The organism is Sphingopyxis sp. Geo48, from assembly GCF_949769155.1.
Taxonomy (GTDB): Bacteria; Pseudomonadota; Alphaproteobacteria; order Sphingomonadales; family Sphingomonadaceae; genus Sphingopyxis.
The window spans coordinates 607,064-629,789 of record NZ_CATKPA010000001.1; the positions used below are offsets into that span (position 1 = coordinate 607,064).

The 22,726-nt window shown below is 66.1% G+C and carries 22 protein-coding genes and 1 other RNA gene; 17 read left to right on the forward strand and 6 right to left on the reverse strand.

Annotated elements, in window-relative coordinates:
* Positions 1-131 precede the first annotated feature (131 nt).
* The 6 genes from aspS to QOL79_RS03160 all read left to right on the forward strand — a co-directional run bounded on the left by aspS (position 132) and on the right by QOL79_RS03160 (position 5,658).
* Positions 132-1,922: an aspartate--tRNA ligase gene (gene aspS / locus QOL79_RS03135; protein WP_283418589.1), complete on the forward strand. Its 1,791-nt coding sequence runs from the start codon at positions 132-134 to the stop codon at positions 1,920-1,922.
* Positions 1,923-2,036: 114 nt separating this feature from the next.
* Positions 2,037-2,909, forward strand: a complete 873-nt coding sequence (locus QOL79_RS03140; RefSeq protein ID WP_283418590.1) for an alpha/beta fold hydrolase — start codon at positions 2,037-2,039, stop codon at positions 2,907-2,909.
* Positions 2,910-2,964: 55 nt separating this feature from the next.
* Complete coding sequence (locus QOL79_RS03145) at positions 2,965-3,897, forward strand: hypothetical protein (protein ID WP_283418591.1); 933 nt, start codon at positions 2,965-2,967, stop codon at positions 3,895-3,897.
* 70 nt (positions 3,898-3,967) lie between these two features.
* Positions 3,968-4,753 (forward strand): polyphosphate kinase 2 family protein, encoded by a 786-nt coding sequence (locus QOL79_RS03150; protein ID WP_283418592.1) that lies wholly within the window; start codon positions 3,968-3,970, stop codon positions 4,751-4,753.
* Between the two features lie 55 nt (positions 4,754-4,808).
* Positions 4,809-5,345, forward strand: a complete 537-nt coding sequence (locus tag QOL79_RS03155) for a J domain-containing protein (protein ID WP_204993143.1) — start codon at positions 4,809-4,811, stop codon at positions 5,343-5,345.
* 7 nt (positions 5,346-5,352) lie between these two features.
* Positions 5,353-5,658: a hypothetical protein gene (locus tag QOL79_RS03160; protein ID WP_283418593.1), complete on the forward strand. Its 306-nt coding sequence runs from the start codon at positions 5,353-5,355 to the stop codon at positions 5,656-5,658.
* A 63-nt stretch (positions 5,659-5,721) separates the two neighbouring features.
* On the opposite strand, the gene mtgA is transcribed toward QOL79_RS03160, so the two are convergent.
* The 3 genes from mtgA to QOL79_RS03175 all read right to left on the reverse strand — a co-directional run bounded on the left by mtgA (position 5,722) and on the right by QOL79_RS03175 (position 8,506).
* Positions 5,722-6,429 carry a monofunctional biosynthetic peptidoglycan transglycosylase gene (gene mtgA / locus QOL79_RS03165; protein ID WP_283418594.1) on the reverse strand — a complete coding sequence of 236 codons (708 nt, stop codon included), beginning with the start codon at positions 6,427-6,429 and terminating at the stop codon, positions 5,722-5,724.
* 142 nt (positions 6,430-6,571) lie between these two features.
* The gene (gene rpoH, locus QOL79_RS03170) at positions 6,572-7,474 is read right to left on the reverse strand and encodes an RNA polymerase sigma factor RpoH (RefSeq protein ID WP_058454433.1); all 903 of its coding nucleotides are present in this window, start codon (positions 7,472-7,474) and stop codon (positions 6,572-6,574) included.
* Between the two features lie 78 nt (positions 7,475-7,552).
* On the reverse strand, positions 7,553-8,506 hold the full coding sequence (locus tag QOL79_RS03175; protein WP_058454432.1) for an RluA family pseudouridine synthase: 954 nt from the start codon (positions 8,504-8,506) through the stop codon (positions 7,553-7,555).
* Between the two features lie 124 nt (positions 8,507-8,630).
* Between QOL79_RS03175 and QOL79_RS03180 the strand changes: the two genes are divergently transcribed.
* The 9 genes from QOL79_RS03180 (at position 8,631) to QOL79_RS03220 (ending at position 16,334) form a co-directional block, all read left to right on the forward strand.
* The gene (locus tag QOL79_RS03180) at positions 8,631-9,272 is read left to right on the forward strand and encodes a histidine phosphotransferase family protein (RefSeq protein WP_058454431.1); all 642 of its coding nucleotides are present in this window, start codon (positions 8,631-8,633) and stop codon (positions 9,270-9,272) included.
* A 112-nt stretch (positions 9,273-9,384) separates the two neighbouring features.
* Positions 9,385-11,769 carry a chemotaxis protein CheA gene (locus tag QOL79_RS03185; protein WP_283418595.1) on the forward strand — a complete coding sequence of 795 codons (2,385 nt, stop codon included), beginning with the start codon at positions 9,385-9,387 and terminating at the stop codon, positions 11,767-11,769.
* Positions 11,766-12,203, forward strand: a complete 438-nt coding sequence (locus QOL79_RS03190) for a chemotaxis protein CheW (RefSeq protein WP_204993137.1) — start codon at positions 11,766-11,768, stop codon at positions 12,201-12,203. Before QOL79_RS03185 ends, QOL79_RS03190 begins: the two co-directional genes overlap by 4 nt.
* Positions 12,204-12,264: 61 nt before the next feature.
* Positions 12,265-12,639, forward strand: a complete 375-nt coding sequence (locus QOL79_RS03195; RefSeq protein WP_058454428.1) for a response regulator — start codon at positions 12,265-12,267, stop codon at positions 12,637-12,639.
* Between the two features lie 10 nt (positions 12,640-12,649).
* Positions 12,650-13,762 (forward strand): chemotaxis-specific protein-glutamate methyltransferase CheB, encoded by a 1,113-nt coding sequence (gene cheB, locus QOL79_RS03200; RefSeq protein ID WP_283418596.1) that lies wholly within the window; start codon positions 12,650-12,652, stop codon positions 13,760-13,762.
* Positions 13,759-14,631: a CheR family methyltransferase gene (locus QOL79_RS03205; RefSeq protein ID WP_283418597.1), complete on the forward strand. Its 873-nt coding sequence runs from the start codon at positions 13,759-13,761 to the stop codon at positions 14,629-14,631. Before cheB ends, QOL79_RS03205 begins: the two co-directional genes overlap by 4 nt.
* Positions 14,632-14,698: 67 nt before the next feature.
* On the forward strand, positions 14,699-15,388 hold the full coding sequence (locus QOL79_RS03210; protein ID WP_282946977.1) for an N-acetylmuramoyl-L-alanine amidase: 690 nt from the start codon (positions 14,699-14,701) through the stop codon (positions 15,386-15,388).
* A gap of 331 nt (positions 15,389-15,719) precedes the next feature.
* Positions 15,720-16,104, forward strand: an RNA gene (gene rnpB / locus QOL79_RS03215) — RNase P RNA component class A.
* A gap of 74 nt (positions 16,105-16,178) precedes the next feature.
* Positions 16,179-16,334, forward strand: a complete 156-nt coding sequence (locus QOL79_RS03220; RefSeq protein ID WP_167541754.1) for a hypothetical protein — start codon at positions 16,179-16,181, stop codon at positions 16,332-16,334.
* 6 nt (positions 16,335-16,340) lie between these two features.
* On the opposite strand, the gene QOL79_RS03225 is transcribed toward QOL79_RS03220, so the two are convergent.
* Positions 16,341-17,003: a hypothetical protein gene (locus tag QOL79_RS03225; protein ID WP_283418598.1), complete on the reverse strand. Its 663-nt coding sequence runs from the start codon at positions 17,001-17,003 to the stop codon at positions 16,341-16,343.
* Between the two features lie 509 nt (positions 17,004-17,512).
* Here QOL79_RS03225 and QOL79_RS03230 point away from each other — a divergent pair.
* On the forward strand, positions 17,513-19,225 hold the full coding sequence (locus tag QOL79_RS03230) for a caspase family protein (protein WP_283418599.1): 1,713 nt from the start codon (positions 17,513-17,515) through the stop codon (positions 19,223-19,225).
* 3 nt (positions 19,226-19,228) lie between these two features.
* On the opposite strand, the gene greB is transcribed toward QOL79_RS03230, so the two are convergent.
* Together greB and QOL79_RS03240 are read right to left on the reverse strand one after the other, a co-directional pair.
* Positions 19,229-19,711 (reverse strand): transcription elongation factor GreB, encoded by a 483-nt coding sequence (gene greB / locus QOL79_RS03235; RefSeq protein ID WP_283418600.1) that lies wholly within the window; start codon positions 19,709-19,711, stop codon positions 19,229-19,231.
* A gap of 5 nt (positions 19,712-19,716) precedes the next feature.
* Positions 19,717-21,744, reverse strand: coding sequence for a lytic transglycosylase domain-containing protein (locus QOL79_RS03240; RefSeq protein WP_502957457.1), 2,028 nt, complete (start codon positions 21,742-21,744; stop codon positions 19,717-19,719).
* 99 nt (positions 21,745-21,843) lie between these two features.
* Here QOL79_RS03240 and dapA point away from each other — a divergent pair, with 99 nt between their 5' ends.
* Positions 21,844-22,719, forward strand: a complete 876-nt coding sequence (gene dapA / locus QOL79_RS03245; RefSeq protein ID WP_283418602.1) for a 4-hydroxy-tetrahydrodipicolinate synthase — start codon at positions 21,844-21,846, stop codon at positions 22,717-22,719.
* Positions 22,720-22,726: the final 7 nt, after the last annotated feature.

Sequence of the window (22,726 nt, forward strand, 5' to 3'; positions counted from 1 at the left end):
GATGAACTGGAGACGCGGAGAGGGCGAATCCGCCCTCGACCCTTGACAAATCGTGCGCCGCATTGCCTTAGGCGCGGCCATATCGGGGCGTTTTCCGGCGCGCCTCTCCTGACATTTGAAAGACGATCACAATGCACGCCTATCGTACCCACACTTGCGCCGATCTTCGCGCCGCCAACGTTGGCGAGGAAGTCCGCCTTTCGGGCTGGGTGCACCGGACGCGCGAGCATGCGAACGTGCTCTTCGTCGACCTTCGCGACCATTATGGCATTACCCAGATCGTGGTGGAGACCGGCTCGGACCTTTATCCCACGGTCAATGGCGTCGGCCCCGAGTCCGTCCTGACCTTCACCGGCAAGGTCGCGGCGCGCTCGCCCGAGACGCTCAACCCGAAGCTCGCGACCGGCGAGATCGAAATCTATCCGACCGCGGTGACTGTCCAGTCGGCCGCCGAGCGCCTGCCGCTGCCGGTGTTCGGCGAGGCCGAATATCCCGAGGAAATCCGCCTCACCAACCGCTTCCTCGATCTCCGCCGCGAACGGCTGCACAAGAATATCGTGCTGCGCTCGAACGTGATTTCGTCGCTGCGCCGCCGGATGATCGACCAGGGCTTCACCGAGTTCCAGACCCCGATCCTGACCGCGAGCAGCCCCGAGGGCGCGCGCGACTATCTGGTGCCCAGCCGCGTCCATCCCGGCAAATTCTATGCGCTGCCGCAGGCGCCGCAGATGTTCAAGCAGCTGCTGATGGTCGCGGGCTTCGACCGCTATTTCCAGATCGCGCCCTGCTTCCGCGACGAGGACGCGCGCGCCGACCGCTCGCCCGGCGAATTCTACCAGCTCGATTTCGAGATGAGCTTCGTCACGCAGGACGACGTCTTCGCCGCGATCGAGCCTGTGCTGCACGGCGTGTTCGAAGAATTCGCCGATTTCGACGGCAAGGGGCGCACCGTGTCGCCGCTGCCGTTCAAGCGCATCCCTTACCGCGAGTCGATGCTGAAGTACGGCAGCGACAAGCCCGATCTGCGCAACCCGCTGCTCGTCCATGACGTGGGCGATTTCTTCAAGGGTTCGGGCTTCGGCCGCTTCGCGTCGATGGTCGAGGAAGGGCAGGTCGTCCGCGCGGTCGCCGCCCCCGAAACGCACGAGAAGAGCCGCAAATTCTTCGACGAGATGAACAGCTGGGCGCAGTCGGAAGGTTTCCCCGGCCTCGGCTATGCGACGCAGAAGGACGGCGTGTTCGGCGGCCCGATCGCCAACAACCACGGCCAGGAGGGCATGAAGGCGATCGCCGACGCGATGGGCCTCGGCCCCAACGACGGCATCTTCTTCGCCGCGGGCGTCGAGGCGAAGGCCGCGAAGCTCGCCGGCCTCGCCCGCACGCGCGTCGCCGAACAGCTGGACCTGATCGACAAGAGCCGCTTCGAATTCTGCTGGATCGTCGATTTCCCGATGTTCGAGGCCGACGAAGAGACCGGCAAGATCGATTTCAGCCACAACCCTTTCTCGATGCCGCAGGGCGAGATGGACGCGCTGACGACCAAGGATCCGCTCGATATCCTCGCCTATCAGTATGACATCGTCTGCAACGGCGTCGAACTGTCGTCGGGCGCGATCCGGAATCATCGCCCCGACATCATGTACAAGGCGTTCGAGATTGCGGGTTACAGCCAGCAGGACGTCGACACGAACTTTGCAGGCATGATCAACGCCTTCAAGTTCGGCGCCCCGCCGCACGGCGGTTCGGCGCCGGGCGTCGACCGCATCGTGATGCTGCTCGCCGACGAGCCGAACATCCGCGAAGTGATCGTCTTCCCGATGACGCAGAAGGCCGAGGATCTGATGATGGGCGCCCCCGCGCCGGTCAGCGAAAAGCAGCTCAAGGAACTGCATATCCGCCTGGTGGATGGTCCGAAGAACTGATCCTTGGATAACGGCCGGTCTCGCTTTTCTCATCATCCCGGCGCAGGCCGGGATCTCGCCGCTGCGGCGGAACGAGATGGCGAGATTCCGGGTCGCGCCGGGATGACGATCTGAATGGAACAGCCCCGCAAGCACCGGCAGGCGACGCCGGAAGGCAAAATCTGCTGGTTCGAATGGGGTCGGCGGGGCGAGGGGCCTTCGCTCCTCCTGCTCCACGCGACAGGCTTTCACGCGCGGCTATGGGATCAGGTGGTCGCCGCGCTTCCCGATAGCACACATGTCATCGCCCCCGATCACCGCGGCCATGGGCGCAGCTTCAAGCCCGCCTCGCTGTCCGACTGGGCGGCGACCTCCGATGCGCTGCTGCCGCTGGTCGATCGCCTTGCCGGCACGCCGCTCGTCGGCTGCGGGCACAGCATGGGCAGCTATGTGCTGAGCCGCCTTGCGGCAGAGCGCCCCGACGCGTTCCGGCACATCTTCCTGATCGATCCGGTGATCATGGACCCCGTCTTCTACGCGCATACCGCGGGGCAGCCCGTGCCCGACCCGTCGGAACATCCTGTCGCGCGCCGTCGTAACCGTTGGGACGGGTGGGAGGCGATGCTGGCGAGCTTCGCCGAGCGTCCGCCCTATGCCCACTGGCAGCCTGAAGTCCTCGCCGACTATTGCCGATACGGCCTGCTCCCCGTCGCCGACGGAGAGGGATGGGAGCTCGCCTGCCCGCCGCGGCTCGAAGCATCGGTTTACCTCGGCGCCGCGCGCACCGATCCCTATGCCTGGCTCGGCCGCATCGCCGCGCCGTCGACCGTCATCCGCGCGAAAAGCGGCGAGCGCGCGAACAATCTCGATTTCTCGGTGAGCCCGTCGTGGCCGGGGCTCGGTGCGCAGCTGGGTTCGGTGCGCGACGAGCAATGGGCCGAGCTCAGCCATTTCATCCCGATGGAAGCGCCGCGGCGCATCGCCGACCTGATCGCAACCGCGCTTTGACAGGCCCGCGGGGCTGCGATAGCCCACGCCGGGGTCGGACATCGGGGGGTGATTCATGCTGCGTGCGTTGTTGGCTGCGACTGCCCTGTCTCTCGCGATCCCGGCGGCCGCCGAGACGCTGCCTATCGCTGGCAGCGACCCTGCAACGGCAAATGTCAACGACCTGCTCCGCATCGCCGTAGAACGCTTCGAGGGCGCGGACGGCGCAGCGGTTGCGCAGCATCTGGAAGCCGCGCTCGGCGAGGCCCGCTTCGACGGCCGCATCTATTATCGCATCGTCGCACCGGAATCGGGGGCGCCGATCGACGGCCTCGTCACCGGCACGACGCGCGCCAGCGTCGACGAGGTGCCGGTCACCGAGAAGCGCAAGAAATGCACCGAATATGATCCGGCCGACAAGAAGAAGTGCGTGACGGAGGTCGAGGTCGACATCCGGTGCCGGCGCCGCACGATCACCGTCGCGACGACCGCGCGGCTGGTCGCGATCAAGGATGGCTCGATCCGCTATACGCGTCCGTTCAGCGCGCGTGACCAGCAGACCTGGTGCCCCGACCGTGCCGCGTCGCGTACCGCCGACGATTATATCGAATGGGCCGAGCGCGACCAGGTGCAGGCGATCCGCCGCGATCTGGCGCCGACGGGCTATGCGATCGACGTCCGCGTCGACGAGAATCGCGAGGGGCTCGGCAAGCCTGCGGCCGATGCCTTCAAGGAGGCGATCCGCCTGACCAAGAGCAATCCCGCCGCGGCCTGCGAAACATGGGCCCGCCTGACGCGCGACGCCGAGCCGACCGCCGCGCTCGCCTTCAACCTCGGCCTCTGCGCCGAGATGGGCGGCGATTTCGCCGCCGCGGTCGACTGGTACGGCCAGGCGCAGCGGCTGGGGTCGAAGAACCGCGATATCGGCGAAGGCATCGCGCGGATCGACCGGCACCGCCGCGCGCTCGCCGACTGGGATGCACGCAAGCGGCTGATGGGCGTCGACTGACCGGGGTTTGTGCCGGAAACGGACACATCGCGCGCTTGGTCGAACGGCCTCGCTTGGCTAGGATAAGGCCATGACCATCCAGCTCTCCGACTATGAAACCGGTGCCAAATATGCGGGCGACTATGCCAAGGACGTCGCGCTGCTCGAGGCGCGGCTCGAACGGGTGCAGGCAGCGCACATCACCCACGGCCAGCGCAGCGTCATCATGCTCGAGGGCTGGGATGCGGCGGGGAAGGGCGGGATCATCCAGCGCCTGACAGCGTCGCTCGACCCCCGCTATTTCGAGGTGTGGCCGATTGCGGCGCCGAACGAAGAGGAAAAGGCGCGGCATTTTCTGTGGCGTTTCTGGAAGCGCCTGCCGGGCAACCGCGAAATATCGATCTTCGACCGCAGTTGGTACGGCCGCGTCCTTGTCGAGCGCGTCGAGGGCTATGCGACCGAGGCCGAGTGGCGCAAGGGTTATGACGAGATCAACGAGTTCGAGGCGCAGCTGACCGGCAGCCACACCAATCTGGTCAAGCTGTTCGTCCACGTCACGCAGGAGGAACAGGACAAACGCTTCGCCGACCGGCTCAACGATCCGTGGAAGCGGTGGAAGACCGGCGCCGACGACTATCGCAACCGCTCGAAACGCAAACAATATCTGGCGGCGATGGAGGATATGTTCCAGCAGACCGACACGCGCTGGGCGCCGTGGACGGTCATCGACGGGAACAACAAGAAGGCGGCGCGCATCGCAGCGATGAGGCATGTCATCGAGACGCTGGAGGCGGCGGTGCCGATGACCCCGCCCGATCTCGACCCCGCGGTGGTCAAGCTCGCACACAAGGCGTTCGGTTATTCGCCGAAAAACTAGGTTTACCGGCCGCCGCGCCTAGCCAATCGGCGCCCCCGTTGCTACATGGGGTGGAATGAGCCGCGCCAAGAGATCCGACGACTGGGGTTTTCCCCGCTGGCGCCCCTATGGCTCGTCGCGCGAGACGCAGAAGGTCCGCCTGTGCGACCGTCACGGTTGCACCAATCCCGGCAACTGCCCCGCGCCCAAGTCGCCGAACAGCCCCGAGCGCTGGTATTTCTGCGAGGCGCACGCCGCCGAATATAATCGCGGCTGGGACTATTTCGCCGGCCTTTCCGCCGAAGACGCTGCGGCGCGCGCCGCCGAAGAGGCGCAGGGCGCCCGCAGCTACGCCCGCGCACAGCATTATGCCTGGGGCGGATCGGGCGACGGTAGCCGCAGCGCCGACGAGATGCGCGCGCTCGAACTCCTCGGCCTCGACCCCGACGCCGATTTCGACGCGACGAAGAAGGCGTGGCGCGCCTATGCCAAGGAATGCCATCCTGACGTGAACCCGGGCGATGCCGAAGCCGCGAAGCGCTTCGCGGCAGGTCAGGCGGCGTTCGAGGTGCTCAAGCAGGCCGAAGAGCGGAAGAGCTGGAAGCCGGCGTAACCTAGCGATGGTTTCGACGCCCGAATGGTGGCCAACGCAAGGCTTGGTGGGCGGCCTGTGCATCCAAGTCGTCGACGGGCGCTGGGATAGGGCAGTGGGCGCTGGCTTGGCATTCAATGAGGCGGCGATCGATCTGATCGAACCTCATATCTCGGCATCTTGCGCCGGATGGTCGCCCGAGCGTCGATATGGCGTGTTCGAACTTTCGTCGAAATGTCGAACAAAGATGTCGGTCGCGCTCCGCCACTCGGCGCATCCGGTCTTCGACAAATTATCCGTCCAGGGCCGACTATTCTCTGAATTTGCTGACTGACTTGAACGGAGGCCAGATGCGCGTCAAATCGTTTCGATTCTCGGCATTTGAGCCCTGTCGGCTCTAATTGTAGATACACCCATCCAGCCCATCGCGCCGTACGATTCCGATCCGCGCGCGGATCGAATTGCCATAGCGTCGCGTGAAGCCCGACGGGCTCACCGCCTCGCGCTTCTTCGGCAGCGGCAGGATCGCGGCGATCCGTGCGGCCTCCTGCGGGGTCAGCTTGCTTGCGCCATGCTTGAAATAACGCTGCGCACCGGCCTCGACCCCATAGGTGCCCAGCCCCGTCTCGGCGACGTTGAGGTACACCTCCATGATCCGCCGCTTGCCCCATATCTTCTCGATCAGGAAGGTGAACCACACCTCGGGCACCTTGCGGATATAGCGCGTCCAGCCGCTGCCCTGCCACAGGAAGACGTTTTTCGCGGTCTGCTGGCTGATCGTCGATCCCCCGCGCATCCGCTTGCCCTGGGCGTTGCGTTCGATCGCCTGCTCGATCGCCTCGCGGTCGAACCCGTCATGGCTGCAGAACTTGCCGTCCTCGGCGGCGATCGCGGCGCGCACCATGTTGCGGTCGATGTTCGACAGGCTGGTCCAGTCCTTGGTTATGCCGTTGCCGTCGGTCAGCATCGTGATCGTCACCGGCGGCGGCACGACGGCATAGATCAGCACCCAGACGACCGAGATCGCGATGAACCACAGTAGCCATTTGATGGGCCGCAGATACCAAGGGAGCTTGCGCGTCTTCGCGCGGGACTTCGTTGCCATGCGGGCAAATTAGCCGCTAGCGAGGTGGTGGCAAGCGGGCATGGCATATAATAATCGTCACCCCGGACTTGATCCGGGGTCCATTTTGCGGCGTCGCAGTGGACCCCGGATCAAGTCCGGGGTGACGAAGAAAATACAGCGGCTATGCGTTGACCAGTCGCCGGTCGCCCGCCAGCTTGAGCATCGCTTTCTGCAGCTTCTCGAAGGCTCGAACTTCGATCTGGCGCACGCGTTCGCGGCTGACGTCATAGACCTGGCTCAGATCCTCGAGCGTCTTCGGATCGTCGGTCAGGCGGCGTTCGGTCAGGATATGGCGTTCGCGCTCGTTGAGCGTGGCCAGCGCTTCGGTCAGCAGCTCGTGCCGCACGTCGCGTTCCTCGGCCTCGGCCACGCGCTCGTCCTGCAGCGGACCCTCGTCGCCAAGCAGATCCTGCCACTGGCTGTCGCCGTCCTCGCCCATCGGGACGTTGAGCGAGGTGTCGCCGCCCATCGCCATGCGGCGGTTCATGCTGACGACCTCGTCCTCGGTGACGCCCAGATCCTTGGCGATCTTTGCCACATGCTCGGGGCTGAGATCGCCGTCCTCGAACGCGTCGAGGCTGTTCTTCATCCGGCGCAGGTTGAAGAACAGCTTCTTCTGCGCCGCGGTGGTGCCCATCTTCACGAGGCTCCACGACCGCAGGATGAATTCCTGGATCGAGGCGCGGATCCACCACATTGCATAGGTGGCGAGGCGGAAGCCGCGTTCGGGATCGAACTTCTTCACGCCCTGCATCAGGCCGATATTGCCCTCGCTGATCAGCTCGCTGACCGGCAGGCCATAGCCGCGATAGCCCATCGCGATCTTCGCGACGAGGCGGAGGTGCGACGTGACGAGCTGCGCCGCAGCTTCATTGTCACCATGCTCCTGAAAGCGCTTCGCGAGCATATACTCCTGCTCGGGCGTCAGCAGCGGAAATTTGCGGATTTCGGCCAGATAGCGGTTCAGGCTCGCCTCACCGCCGAGCGCGGGCACCACTGCCGGAACATTGCTTTTGTTAGCCATGGAGAGTGTCTTCCCTAAAACCTGAAATCATTCTGCCCCGGTTGGGTCCAGCGGTCAAAATAGATTTTCATTCGAAACTTAAACGCGCAGTTCATCGATCAGTTCCCGCATGTCCGCTGGGAGTTCGCTGTCGAGCGCGATGCTGTTACCGGTCACCGGATGAATAAAGCCCAAATGCGCCGCGTGCAACGCCTGACGGGTAAAATTACGGGCTTTTAATGTGTCCGACAGCGGCTTTTTGGCGCGGCCATAGACCGGGTCGCCGACCAGCGGATGGCCGATATGCGCCATATGGACGCGCACCTGATGCGTGCGGCCGGTTTCCAGTCGGCATTCGACCAATGTCGCATTCTTCAGCGGTTCGATCGTCCGGTAATGGGTGATCGCATGTTTGCCGCGCCCTTCGGCCACCACCGCCATCTTCTTGCGGTTGGTGCTCGACCGCCCGAGCGCCGCGTTGACGGTGCCGTTCGGCGGGATCGGGCGGCCGGTCGCGAGAGCCAGGTAGCGGCGGTCGATGCTGTGCGCCGCGAACTGCTTCGCCAGGCCTTCGTGCGCCTTGTCGTGCTTCGCGGCGACGATCAGCCCGCTGGTATCCTTGTCGATGCGGTGGACGATGCCGGGACGCGCGACGCCGCCGACCCCCGACAATTGTCCCGCGCAATGGTGGAGCAGCGCATTGACCATCGTCCCGTCGAGATTGCCCGCGGCGGGGTGGACGACCATCCCCGCAGGCTTGTCGACGACGATCAGATGCTCGTCCTCAAATGCGATGACGAGGTCCATATCCTGCGCGACATTATGCGCCGGGGCGGGGGCGGGCAGACGGACCGCGAGCGTCGCAGCCGCGGCCTTCGCCGACGGATCCCACAGCACTGCGCCCGACGCGTCCGAAACGCGGCCACCCTTGATCAGCGTCTTCAATCGCTCGCGTGAAAGATCGGGGAGCGCCTCGGCCAGCGCCCGGTCGAGCCGCAGCCCGGCCGCGCTGTCTGCAAGCGTCACGGTCAGTATTTCGTCGTCCCCCAACATTGCTCGCGATATGGGAGCGGGGCGCCGAATTTCAAGGTGAAGGGGATGCCCCTTGCCCTTAACCATGTCCCTGCCTTAGGGAGCAGGCGCGAGCCGGAAAGGTCCGGTCTGCGGGGAGTGATCCATGTCCGACGACCGCGTCGATTTCGCGTCCATGCTGGCCTCGCGGCTGTGCCATGATCTCTTGAGCCCCGTCGGCGCCTTCGCCAACGGGCTCGAACTGCTGGCCGACGAAAAAGACCCGGAGATGCGGGCGCGCTGCATCGAACTGCTCGAACAGAGCGCCCGGACCTCGGCGAACAAGCTCAAATTCTTTCGCCTCGCCTTCGGGTCGGCGGGCGGCTTCGGCGAACTGGTTCCCGCCGACGAGGCGAAGTCGGCGATCCAGGGGATCATCGGCGACCGCGCGATCGACCTCAACTGGATGATCGGGACCGATCCGCTGCCCAAGCCCGCGGTGAAGATCATCCTCAACCTGTCGCTCCTTCTCGTCGATGCGCTGGTGCGCGGCGGCCGGCTCGATATCGGCTGCGAAAATCAGGGAGAGGGCATCGAGATCGCGCTGCACGTCGAGGCCGAGCGCATCTTCCTCGACGCCGATGTCGAACGCATCCTTGCCGAAGGGGAGGGCGCCAGCGCGATGACCTCGCGCACCGCGCCCGCGGTGCTCGTGCAGGCGGTGGCGAGGCAGAATGGCGGCACGGTGATGCTGGCGCGCGAGACACCGACCACGCTGCTTGTCGGCGCGGTGCTCAAGGGTCGCTGATCGCGCTCGCGTAGCGGCGCAATTTCCTTGCACATTCTCCCCTAAACAAACCCTCCATTAACCATTGTCCGGCAATGGTGAGCCCGGGATTTTGGGGCGCACCGACACCGCAATGGACGACCTGCTGAACGATTTTCTGGCCGAAACGGCCGAAATCCTTGCCGAAGCCGGCGGGGCGCTGGTCGCGTGGGAAGCCGATCCCGCCGACCGCGCGCAGCTCGACGCGATTTTCCGTCTCGTCCACACGATCAAGGGCAGCTCGGGATTCCTTGCTTTGCCGCGCGTCACCGCGCTGGCGCACGCCGCCGAGGATGCGCTCGATCAGGTTCGGCGCGGCAACCGCCCGGCCAACGCCGCGCTCGTCACCGGCGTGCTCGGCATCGTCGACCGGCTGTCGCAGCTTTGCGCTGCGCTCGGCAGCAAGGGCGCCGAACCGGCGGGCGACGACAGCGATGTGATCGGCGCGCTCGCCGTGACGGAGGACACGCCCGAAGCCCCGGCCGAACCGGCAGAAATCCAGCTTCGCCGCGACGACGACATCGTCACCGACCTGCAGGGTTGGCGCTCGATCCGCGTCCCGCTGCCGCTGCTCGACAGCGTGATGACGGGGGTCACCGATATCGTCCTCGCGCGCAACGAATTCGCGCGGATGCTCCGCGAATCGGGCGCCGATCCCGCGCTGATCGCGGCGTTCGACCGCTTGTCCGACTCGATCGCCGGGATGCGCCAGTCGGTCAGCCAGATGCGGATGCAGCGCATCGACAAATTGTTCGCGCCCCTGCCGCGCATCGTTCGCGATCTCGCGCAGGATCTCGGCAAGAAGGTCCGCTTTGCGACCAGCGGCGGCGAGGTCGAACTCGATCGCGAGATGATGGAGAATATCCGCGATCCGCTGATCCACATCGTCCGCAATGCGATCGACCACGGGGTCGAGGCGCTCGACGGGCGCGTCGCGGCGGGCAAGGACATTACTGCGACCATCGCGGTCTCGGCGCGCCAGTCGGGCAACCAGATCGAGATCGAGGTGCGCGACGACGGCCGCGGCCTGTCGCCCGACGCGCTGGTGCAAAAGGCGATCTCGGCGCGCATCCTGTCGGCGGCCGACGCGCGCGCGCTGACGCCCCGCGAAAAGCTCGAACTCATCTTTCGCCCCGGCTTTTCGACCGCCGCCAAGATCACCTCGATCTCGGGGCGCGGCGTCGGCATGGATATCGTCAAGGCGAATGTCGAAAAGATCGGCGGTCTCGTCGAACTGCGCAACGACGAGGGCAGGGGCCTTGCCGTCGTGCTGCGTGTGCCGATGACGCTGACGATCATCTCGGGGCTCATGGTCCGCGCGGCGGGGCAATATTTCGCGATCCCGCGCGGCGCGGTGCGCGAAATCCTGCTCGAAACGAGCGACACGGTCCGCATCGAACGCGTTGGCGGCGGCGAGATCGTGACCGTACGCGGCGAGCAATTCCCGTTGCTCCGCCTCGAAACGATTCTCGGCCGCACGCGCGATCACCGCGACGATGTCGAGGACCGCGCGCTCGTGCTCGTCCGGCCGGGACAGGGGCAGAGCTATGCCCTCAGCGTCGCGGCGATCCACGATCATGAAGAGCTCGTGATCAAGCCCGCCGCGCCAATGATCATGGCGACCGGCCTCTATGCCGGCACCACATTGCCCGACAACGGGCGCCCGGTGCTGCTGCTCGACGTACAGGGAATCCTCGCCGCTGCCGCGATCGACGCGTCCGAGGCTGGCCGCAGCCTCGATCATGCCGTCGAGGCCGAAGCGGCCGCGGCGGCCGCGCGCAACGCTGCGCAGCTCCTGCTATTCCGCGACATCGGCGGCCGCACGCGCGGCATCCGCCTGTCGGTGATCGAGCGCGTCGAGGAAGTGCCGGCGCTCGCGCTGTTCGAAAGCGCGGGGCAGATCCAGGCGCAGATCGGCGACGATATCTTCCCCGTCCACGCGGCGAAACTCCCCGAGGGCCATGGCACGCTCAAGCTGCTGCGCCTCAACGACGGGCAGATGGTGCTTTGCTATCCGATCGAAGAGGTGGTCGATATCGTCCGCCTGCCCGACATGGTCCAGCCCGCAGCGGCGCCGGGGCTGGTGGCGGGCATCGCGATCGTCGCGGGCGATCCGGTCGAGCTGGTCGATCCCTTCTGGCTGATGGAGCAATATGCGTGCGGCGCGGTCGCGCCCGCCGTGCGCCAGCCCATTTGCCGCATTGCCGACGATCACGACGGTTGGGGCGACAACTTCCTCGCCCCGATCCTGCAGAGTGCGGGGTATCGCGTCGTTGCCGAGACCTCCGGCGAAACCGCCGACGTCATGCTGTGTCTGACCGACGAGGGCGCGGCGCGGGCCGGCGATGGCGACGTGCCGGTGATCCGTCTCCGCGCCTCGGCCGCGGCGGCCGGGCCCGATGACGAGACCGTCTATCGCTACGACCGCGGTGCGCTGCTCGATGCGCTGCGTCGCCGGACCGGGGGAGCGGGCGCATGATGGACAAGCTCTACCTCGTCGCGCGGATCGCCGACACGCGCGTCGCGCTGCGCAGCCGCGCGATCAATTCGGTCGTCACCGTCGGCACCCCGGTCGAGGTGCCCGCCGCGCCGCCGCATGTCGCGGGGCTGTTCGCGCTGCGCAGCCGGGTCTTCACGCTGATCGACCCGCATGTCGTCGTCGGCCTGCCGCCGGTGCCGGTTGCACCCGGTCAGCGCGTCGTCGTCGTCGATGTCGCCGAACATGGCTATGCGCTGCTCGCCGACGAGATCGAGGACGTCTGCTTCATCGACGCGCCCGAGACGCGCGTCACCGGAAAGCTGCTGCCCGGCTGGGCGCGCGTCGCCGATGCGATGATCGAGCATGAGGGGCATTCGCTCCTCGTCGTCGATCCGTCGCATTTCATCACCTTGCCCGCCCAGCGCGCGGCATAAGTTAACTAGCTGAATACTCCTTCAGGTTAGCATGGCGCGAAACCGGGGTGCGGAGGTCCTAATGTCGAAGTCTTGTCTGGTCGTCGATGACAGCAAAGTCATCCGTAAGGTCGCCCGGCATATTCTTGAATCGATGGAATTTTCTGTCGATGAGGCAGCCGACGGGCAGGAGGCGCTGACCTTTTGCCGCGCGAACCGTCCCGACGTGATTCTGCTCGACTGGAACATGCCGGTGATGAGCGGGATGGAATTCCTCACCGCGTTCAACGACCTCGACTATGGCTTCGACGAGCGTCCGCGCGTCGTCTTCTGCACGACCGAGAACAGCATCGACCATATCCGCGCCGCGATCGAGGCGGGCGCGGACGAATATGTGATGAAGCCGTTCGACCGCGAAACGCTCGAGGGAAAGCTGCAGCTCGTCGGCGTGGCGTGAGGCGGCGGCGATGGGACGGCCTGCCCCCCTGATGTCAAACCCGGCGGGAGACGATCTCCCCGTCGGTCGCCGCGTCCGCGTGATGCTGGTCGACGACAGCCTTGTCGTCCGGTCCATTCTCGAGCGCATCGTCGAAGGCACGCCGGGGCTTCAGGTCTGCGCATCGGTCGCCTCGGCGCATGATGCGCTGGCGTTCCTTGCGTCGGAGCCCGTAGATGTCGTTGTGCTCGACATCGAAATGCCTGGCATGAACGGCATCGATGCGCTGCCGCACATATTGGAGCGCGCCGCCAATGCACGCGTGCTGATCCTTTCGTCGAACTGCGTCGAAGGCGGCCCCGCCGCGATCGAGGCGCTTGCGCTCGGCGCCAGCGACACGCTCGCCAAGCCTGGACGCGGCAGCTTTTCGGGGCGCTTCGCCGAGGTGCTCACCGAACGCATCCTCTCGCTCGGCCAGCGTCAGGCGATTCCCGCCGCGACGCGTGTCGCCTATCGCCCGCCCGCACCCCCCGCACCGGTCGTGGTCGATGCCGACCAGTCGCTCGAATGCATCGCGGTCGCGGCGTCGACCGGCGGAATTCCGGCGTTTGCCAATTTCATCACCCACCTAGACCCGCGCGTCACCGCGCCGATCCTGCTGACCCAGCACCTGCCCGACGCCTTCATGGAATTCTACGCCAAGCAGATCGCGACGATGACAGGACGCAAGGTGTGCGTGGCCGCGGCGGGCATGGCGGTCGAGGCGAACCGCATCTATCTCGCCCCCGGCGACGCGCATCTGATGGTTGTCGCGAACGGCGCGCGCCGTGAAATCGCGCTCGACCGCCGGCCGGTCGAGAACGGCTGCTGCCCCTCCGCCGATCCTATGCTCGCGTCGGTCGCCGACGTTTACGGCAAGGGCGGCGTGGCGGTGGTGCTCAGCGGCATGGGCCGCGACGGCGCGAACGGCGCCGAGCGTCTGAAATCGGCGGGCGGCACGATCTTCGCGCAGGCGCCCGAAAGCTGCGTGATCTGGGGGATGCCCGGCGCGGTTGCCAAGGCGGGGCTCGCGACCGCTACGCTCAACCCCGACGCGATCGCGCTGATGCTCGGCAGCTTCCTTACCGGACGCCGCGCGTCATGATGGGCGGCTCGGCGAGCGAGTCCGCCTATCGCGTGCTGATGGGCGTGCTCGAATCGCGGACCGGGCAGACGCTGTCGCCGAACCGCATCTGGCGGATCGAAATGTCGCTGAAGCCGGTGATGCAGCGTCACGGTATCGCCGACCTCGACGCGCTCGTCGCGGCGCTCGTCACCTCGAACAGCCGTCAGCTGCTCGACGATACCGTCGATGCCATGCTCAATAACGAAACCTATTTTTACCGCGAACACAGCGTGTTCGACGATATAGCTTCCAACGCCCTCGAACATCTTCGGCAGATCAACGCGCGCCAGCGCCGGCTCACCATCTGGCATTGCGGCGTTTCGACCGGGCAGGAAGCCTATTCGATGGCGATGCTGGTTGCCGAGCAGGACAGAAAATGGGCGGGCTGGCAGATCGATATCGTCGGTACCGACGTCAGCTATCATGCGATCGGCCGTGCGCGCGTCGGCCTGTATAGCCAGTTCGAGATCCAGCGCGGGCTGCCGGTCCAGCGCATGGTGCGCTGGTTCGACCAGACCGAGGGGGGGTGGCTCGCCAAGGCCGACCTGCGTCGCCGGATCGATTTCTCGGTGCAGAATATGCTTACCGACCGTCCGCCGCTCGCGGGCACCGCCGACCTGATCTTCTGCCGCAATCTCCTGCTCTATTTTTCGGCCGACATGCGGAAAAAGGCGTTCGCAAAACTGCGCGCGATGGCGGCGCCGCAAAGCTTCCTTGTCCTCGGTGCGGGTGAGACGGTGCTCGGCCAGACCGACCAGTTCGTCGCGAGTCCCCGGCTTCGCGGCTTGTACGAGCCCGCCGACCAGCAGGTGCGCCGCCCCGGCATCTCGCCCTCGATCGCTGCCTGACCTTGCTTTTTGCGCCTTGGTGGCGCAAGCGAAGCGCTGGGCTGGGCAAGGACGGACCGCGACACGCATGAGCGATTTTATCGAACGCTGGTCTCCCAATTTCGACGAGCGTTCGCTGCCCATTTCGATGATCGTGCTTCACTATACCGGCATGAGGACCGGCGCCGAAGCCCTTGATCGGCTTGCGGATCCCGAGGCCAAGGTGTCGGCGCACTATGTCGTCAGCGAGGACGGGCAGATCACCCACATGGTGCCCGAGGAGAAGCGCGCCTGGCACGCCGGAAAATCGCACTGGCGCGGGGTCAGCGACATCAATTCGGCGAGCGTCGGGATCGAGATCGTCAACCCGGGGCATGAATTCGGCTATGTGCCCTTTCCCGACCCGCAGGTCGCGTCGGTCGTCCGCCTCGTGCATATGATCAAGGATCGCCATTCGATCACCCGCGGCAATGTCGTCGGCCATTCGGACATCGCGCCGACGCGCAAGCAGGATCCGGGCGAGCTCTTTCCGTGGGAGGAACTCGCGCGCCGCCGTCTTGCGCTGCCGCGCCCGACCAAGAAACTGACCGATCCGCTGTGGACCGACGCGGGCTTCCTGCTCGCGCTCGAACGCTTCGGTTATGACGTGACCGACGGCTTCGCGGCGACCGTCGCCTTCCAGCGCCGCTTCCGGCCCGAGCTGATCGACGGGACGATCGACGGCGAATGCCGTGCAATCCTGCTCGCGCTGCTGCTGCCGCAGCCCGAGGGCGGTTGATCGGCCGTTAGCGACCGGTTGCGGGCATCCGTTCCTCCCTGTGCCGCAGGCATGGGGAGGTGGCAGCGCGAAGCGCTGACGGAGGGGCAAATGGCGCGACGTTGCCGCCCCTCCACCACCGCCTACGGCGGCGGTCCCCCTCCCCATCGCTACGCGACAGGGAGGATGGTTCCCGCTTCGTCATCCCGGACTTGATCCGGGATCCATCGCGGCGTCGAAGTCATGGACCCCGGATCAAGTCCGGGGTGACGAGTGTCTGGAAACCACCCCAAAACAGCCCTTCCGCACAATCCCTCGCAATGCCGCTCCATTCGCGCTATAGTGCGCCCAGCCAGAGGGTCGGGCGGTCGCCGCCGCGCAAGCGGGGGAGGAAAGTCCGGGCTCCACGGAAACCACGGTGCCGGATAACGTCCGGCGGCTCCGGGCAACCGGGGTCAGGGAAAGTGCCACAGAGAGCAGACCGCCAAAGGCTTCGGCCCGGCGAAAGGTGAAAGGGTGCGGTAAGAGCGCACCGCGCGGACGGTAACGGACGCGGCATGGCAAACCCCACCGGGAGCAAGGTCGAATAGGGATGGCACGAGGTAACTCAGGGCTGGTTCCGGCCCCGCCGTCCGGGTTGACTGCTTGAGCGTCCGGGCAACCGGCCGCCTAGAGGAATGATCGCCCATCCCCGGCAACGGGGTGGACAGAACCCGGCTTACAGACCCTCTGGCCTATCTCTCCCCATTCGATGCGCGGGAACCGCGCGTGGAGGGGCCGCGTTTGATGCGGACCAGAAGGGAGACGAAGCATGCAAGTCGTCGATGACCATGTCGAGGTGACCGAGACCGAAGCGAGCGGCGGTGTGAAGGAACATGGCGTGCGCTACGTCCTTGCGATTTCGCTGTTGCTTGCGGTGGTGGTGCTGTCCGCAGTCTGGATCGTGCCCGCACTGCTCCAGCAATAACGCCGCCTATTTCGCCCGGGTCGCGCGGATCAGTTCCTCCTCGGGATCGGGTGTATCTTCCATATAGACGGTCGTGACGGGCCGTTTCGACTTGCGCGTGAACTGCTTGTCGTAGCTCGCGTCCTCACCCTTTCCGACGAGCTTCAGCTGCGACGCGACGACGTCGCCGGTTAGCAGGTTCCAGCTCATCTCGCTGCCGTCATGCGCCCAAGTCCGGCTGTAGAGCGTGGCATCGAGCCCGATCAGCCGCATCCTTGGAGGAGCCTTCGCCTTGTCGGCGCGGAAGCGATAGGTCGAGGCAAGCGCTGTCGTGCCTCCCGTTAGGTCTTTCACCACGAGTACGCCCTTGCTGATCGACAACTCGGCGGGCCCGAGCGGGTCGGTCGCCAGCTTGGCGCTGCCCGCGGGATCATGTCCGAAATCGACCTCGGTGCGATAGCTCAGGACGACATAAAGTGTCCGCGCGTCGGGGCTTGCGACCACGAACGCGGTATCGGGATCGCCGTCGCCGTTGAGGTCGCCATCGACACGCGCCTCGATCTCTTCGCCGAGTTCGAGCCCGTCCTGCAATGTCTCGTCGGCAACCGCTGGTCTCGGCTCGGGCGCCGCCGCCGCGTGCGCGGTTCCGCCGAGCAGCAACGCAGCGATCAGGGCCAGGCTTCGCGTCATCTTCGTCTCCCTCGCGATCAGATTAGGGTCAGAACCCATTAATTCCGCGATCGAGGCGTCGAAATGGCGAAGATATCGGGTTCGGGCGGGTGCAGCGGGTAGCATCGCTACCCGCAAGGCCGCGCGGGCCTGAGATCGAAGCCATTTCGGCGTCCCTGCGGGATTTGACCGATTTTGCCTGTGGCTTCGTCGAAAAGTCTGGAAATATCGACATATTCCTGCGCTTTTTCTCCTCGCCCCAAGCAAAATCGCTTCAAACCTCGATCGCGGAATTAATGGATCCTGACCCTAGCATTGCGTACCGGGCCGTCCAGCGACGCGGGGTGACGCGGCGCACAGTTCGACATGATTTGGGCTTTCCTACACTATTCCGCTGACCTACCCTTGCCTCCGGGGCCGCGTCGGCCGGTTGCGGGCTGGGGCCCGGGCGGGGCGCAAGAGGTGTGAATTGCGAGTGAAGTTGCGCGGTTTTCTGCGGTTTCGCTATTTGCCGGGGTGGAAAGATCGAAATGATGCGTTGGCAATATGGGGCGGCATTGGCGGCGGCGCTCGTCTTGATGGGAGGGCTCGCTTCCGCGGCGTCGGCGCAGCCGTCGGCAACCTGCGGCACCGCGCCGCTCAAGGGCGACCGCGTCGCGCTGCTGATCGGCAACAGCGCCTATAACGACTGGGAATGGCCGTCGCTCAGAAATGCCGTCAACGACATCGGCTATGTGTGCGACGCCATGGCGAAGGCCGGGATCTCGCCGCGCGTCGTCAACAACGCCGACAAGGCCGGGCTCGACGCCGCGCTGGCGAAATTCGCCGAGGAAGCGAAGGGCGCGAAGTCGGTCGTCCTCTACTACGCCGGGCACGGCTTCGAATATGGCGGCCGCAACTGGCTGGTGCCGGTCGAGGCGCCGCCCGCGACGCGCCGCGCCGATGTCGAGAAGCGCTATCTGTCGATCGAGGCGCTGGTGAAACGCGTCGTGCCGCCGGGCGCCTTCACGCTGCTGTTCGTCGACGCCTGCCGCACGCCCGACCCGGTGGTGCGAATCGAGGACACCGACATCGCGAAGGGCGAGGCGGGATCGGCGCCGCTCGGCCTGCTCGATATCGGGCAGGGCGCGGTCTTCTATTCGACCGCAAAGGGCCGTCCCGCGCTCGACTTTGCGCCGGTGGGTTCGCCGGTCAGCCCGTTCGCGGCGGCGGTGGTCGCGGAACTCGGCATTCCGGGGCTCGAAATCTCCGATTATTTCAAGGTCGTGTCGCGCGATGTTTACAAGCGCACCTATGGCATGGAGCTGGGGCCGCAGCAGCCCTTCCATTATGGGAGCTGGTTCGACGATTATTATCTCGTCGCGCCGCCCGAGGTTCCCGAAAGCGTGAAGTCCGGCCCGACGCTCGGCGCGTTTGCCGCGCCGCCGGGGCCGCCACCGGTCGCGCGCGGCGCGCTGAAGCCGGGCGCGCTTGCCGACATTTCGCTCGACCGGCTCGCGATCGAGGACGAGCCGATCATCATTGCCGACGTGCTGTCGCACCATCCCGCCGCCGAACTGATCGGGCTCGCCGATGGCGGTGATCCGCTCGCGCAGCATCTCGCGGGCTATATGTTCTCGCTCGGCGTCGGGGTGAAAAAGGACGTGCCGCGCGCGCGCGCCTACCTCGAACAATCGGCGGCGCAGGGTTTTCCGGCGGGGCAGCAGGAGCTTGCCTATCTGCTGCTCGAGAATGACCCGACGCCCGCCGACGTGAAACGCGCCTACGATCTCTATATCGCGTCGTCGAACGCCGGTTTTTCGAAGGCGAAGACGCATCTCGCCTATCGCCTGGCCTCGGGCACCTTCGGCCCGCCCGATTTCGTGCGCTCGCAGGCGCTCTATGCCGAGGCGGCCGAAAAGGGCCATCCCGCTGCGATCTTCGCGCTCACCTATTTTGCAACCACGCGCGACGCGAACCTGAAACGCCTGCGCGCGATCGCCGATGCGGGGAATCCCGAGGGCAGCCACTGGCTTTGCGAGGCGCATTTCGCCGATAAGACGCTGAAAGACGCGATCGAGGATTGCGGCGTCGGCGCACGCGCGGGTTTCGCGGGATCGCGCGCGATCCTCGCCTGGGCCTATGCGAAGGGCGATGGCGTCGCCGCCGACCCGAAGGAGGCGGTCTTCTGGGCGAAGCTCGCGCGCGACCTGCCCGAACTCCGGAAAGACCAGCGCGACCTGATCGCCGGTATCGGCGAGTGATCGTCAGGGGTAGGTGACCGCCATAACCTCCCATTCCTTCGGCCCGGCGGGAAGCTGTACGGTGCGAAGATCGCCCACCGCTGCGCCGCGTAGTGCGCGGGCGAGCGGACTGTTCCAGCCGATCCGGCCTTCGCCGGCCTCGGCTTCGTCGTCGCCTACCAGCGTGACGGTGCGACGCGCATCATCGTCGTCGGCCAGTTCGACCGTCGCGCCGAACCAGATGCGGCTCTTGTCGGGCTGCGCCGCGGGATCGACGACGCGCGCCGCCTTCATCCGCCGCGCGAGGAAGGACAGCCGCCGGTCGATCTCGCGCAGCCGCTTGCGGCCATAGATATAGTCGCCATTTTCGCTGCGGTCGCCGTTGCCCGCCGCCCAGCTGATCGTTTCGACCAGTTTCGGCCGTTCCTGGGCGAACAGCACGTCATATTCGGCGCGCAGCGCGGCGAAGCCCGCCGGGCTGATGATATTGGTCTTCTCCCCCGCCATCGGGATCAGCCGGGGTCGCGCTTGCCGAGGTAGAAGCTCAGCGGCGCCTTGGGCACGCTGCGCCCGTCGCGGAGCGTGTCGTAAACGACGGCATTTTCGAGCACGCGCTGGACATAGTTGCGCGTCTCGAAGATGGGGATCGCCTCGATCCAGTCGACCATGTCGATCCCGCCGCCGCGCGGATCGCCATTGGCGCGCAGCCATTTGTTCACATTGCCGGGCCCCGCATTGTACGCCGCGACCGCGAGCGGGTAGCTGCCGCCGAAATAGCTCAGCATCTGCTGGAAATAGGTCGATCCGAGCGTCAAATTGTAGTTTGTGTCGGCCGTGAGCGATCCGGCATCATAGCTCATGCCGAGCTTGCCCGCGACCTCGCGCGCCGTTCCGGGCATGAGCTGCATCATGCCGCGCGCCCCGGCGTGACTGATCGCCTGCCGGTCGAACTGGCTTTCCTGCCGGGTGATCGCATGGATGAAGGTCCAGTTGCTCTCATGGCCGGAGGGGACGCGCACCGTCGGGAAGCCCGACACTTCGACCGCGTCGAGGCTGTTCGCCTGCGCGCTGCGGCCGATCATCACACCCAGGTCGGGGCGCCCGATCGAAGAGGCGAGCTGGCCCGCGAGCACATGGTCGGCGGGTGAGGACGCGCGCTGGGCGAGCGCGCGCAGGAACTGCGACTGCTCGCGCCACGCGCCGATCTCGCCGAGGGCGCGCGCTGCGCGTACCAGCCGGTTGTCCTCGAACGCGCGCTTCTCGTCGCTGCTGACATGGATCGTCGGTTCGGGCTTTGGCCTGGGCTGTGGCCGGTTGAGGCGTTCGAGCGAGAGCTGGCCGTAGAATTGGTCATAATGTTCGGCGGCATCGGCGAAATAGCGGTTCGCGGTGTCGCGGTCGCCCGCGGCCAGCGCGGCGCGGCCGGCCCAGTAAAAGCCCTTGGTGCGCGTCTGCGCCGAACGCGCCGCCTCGCCATAGGCGCGGTACAGGCGCACCGCCTCGACCGGACGGCGCAGATCCTTGTAGGCGAGCTGCCCCGCGAGCCACGCAAGCGACGTAAAATCGTCGCGCACGCTGAGCGGCGCTTCGCGGATCACCACGCCGGGCGCGAAGCTGTCGTCGATCTGCTTGGCGATATTGAAGGCGGTCTGCTTGTCGCCCGCGGCGTCGGCTGCCCGCGCGTTGGTGAGCAATGTTTCGAGCCATTCCTCGGCATCGGTCGGCGCCTTGGCGAGCGCGCGCGGAGCGGCGAGCAGCGCGCGCGCCTCGCCGACGCGGCCACTCTTGCGTAGCCACGTCGCCTTGTCGGTGATATAGCCCGCGTCGGTGCGGAGCAGCGAGGGGTTGGCGCTCTCCACGGCCGCCGACTGGAGCGCCGCATCGACCGCGCCGCCGCGCATCGCCAGCCGGGCGGCAAAGATCGCGCGCTTCTCCGGCGAGGTATAGGTAAGTTGGCGACCCGCCGCGATCGTCGAGCCGGTCCACAGCAGCCGGTCCATCCGCGCGTCATGGTCGGCCGGGCTGAAGGCGCCGGAGAAGAAGCCCAGCGCGCGGCTGACCTCCATGTCGTCGATGATCCCGCCGGTCCACGCGCGCCGCGCGGCGGCATTGGCCTCGTCGCGGCGGCCGGTCGCGTTGAGCGCGAGCGCGAGACGGAGCTCGCCGCTGGCCGTGCGCGGCGGATAGGCCTGGAAGAAGGCGAGGGTGCGCTGCGGGTCATAGCTGTCGAGCGCGATCGCCTTTTCGGCGCGAACGCGCAGCTTCTCGGCATCGGGCCAGTCGCGGTTCGCCATCAGGAACCGCGAGAGCTGGTCGAAGGAGGCGATGTTGTTCGCGGTCAGCCGCCGCCATTCGAGCACCGCGTCGCCGACCGAACTGGTCGAGGGCGGCGTGGCCGACTGCGCGGCAAGGCCCATCTGGGCACGATACCATGCCATCTGTTCGGGGGTGAGTTCGCTTGCATGCGCTGTGGCCGGGACGACCAGGGCCAGCGCGAGCGCCAGACGGGAAATACGGGGCAGCGAAATCATGCGGGGCATTTTAGTGCCAAACTCCTTGCGGGGCGCTGAATAGACGTCCAATAGCGGCGCCCCGGCCAATTCTATCGGTCGCATGGAGTCTTTGTAAAGGAGCGGAGCATGTTTTCGGGGTCGATTCCCGCCTTGGTGACGCCATTTCGCGACGGTGCGTTCGATGCGCCGGCGTTCAAACGGCTGGTCGAATGGCAGATCGACGAAGGAACCAGCGCGCTCGTCCCGTGCGGCACGACGGGCGAGAGCCCGACGCTCGGCTTTGAAGAACATTATCGGGTGATCGACGCCTGCCTCGAGGCGGCGGCGGGCCGCGTCCCCGTCATCGCCGGATGCGGGTCCAACGACACCGCGACTGCGATTCGCCACATGCGCTATGCCCAGCAAGCCGGCGCCGCGGCGGCGCTGGTCGTCGCGCCCTATTACAACAAGCCGTCGCAGGAAGGTATGATCGCCCATTACCTGGCGCTCGCCGATGCGTGCGACCTGCCGATCGTCGTCTATAACGTCCCCGGCCGCACCGTCGCCGACATCAGCGCCGAGACGATGTGCCAGCTCGCCGAAATTCCCACTGTCGTGGCGATCAAGGACGCGAGCGGCGATCTGGCGCGTGTCACTGTGCATCGCGCGGGGGCTGGCGCGGACTTCTGCCAGCTCAGCGGCAACGACGATCTGTGGCTGCCGCACGCCGTGCTCGGCGGCGCCGGTTGCATCTCGGTCACCGCCAATGTCGCACCGCGCCTCTGCGCCGATTTTGCCGCTGCTTGCGCCGCAGGCGACTGGGCAGGAGCGCTGGTGCTCCACGACCGCTTGTTCGGCCTGCACAAGGCGATGTTTTCCGACGCTTCGCCCGCCCCGGCCAAATATGCGCTGTCGCGGATCCACGACTGGTTTTCGCCCGAAGTGCGCCTACCTATCATTCCGGCGTCCGAAGCATCGCGCGCGGCCGTCGATGCCGCATTGGTCGCGGCTGGAGTTCTCTAGGTTCGTT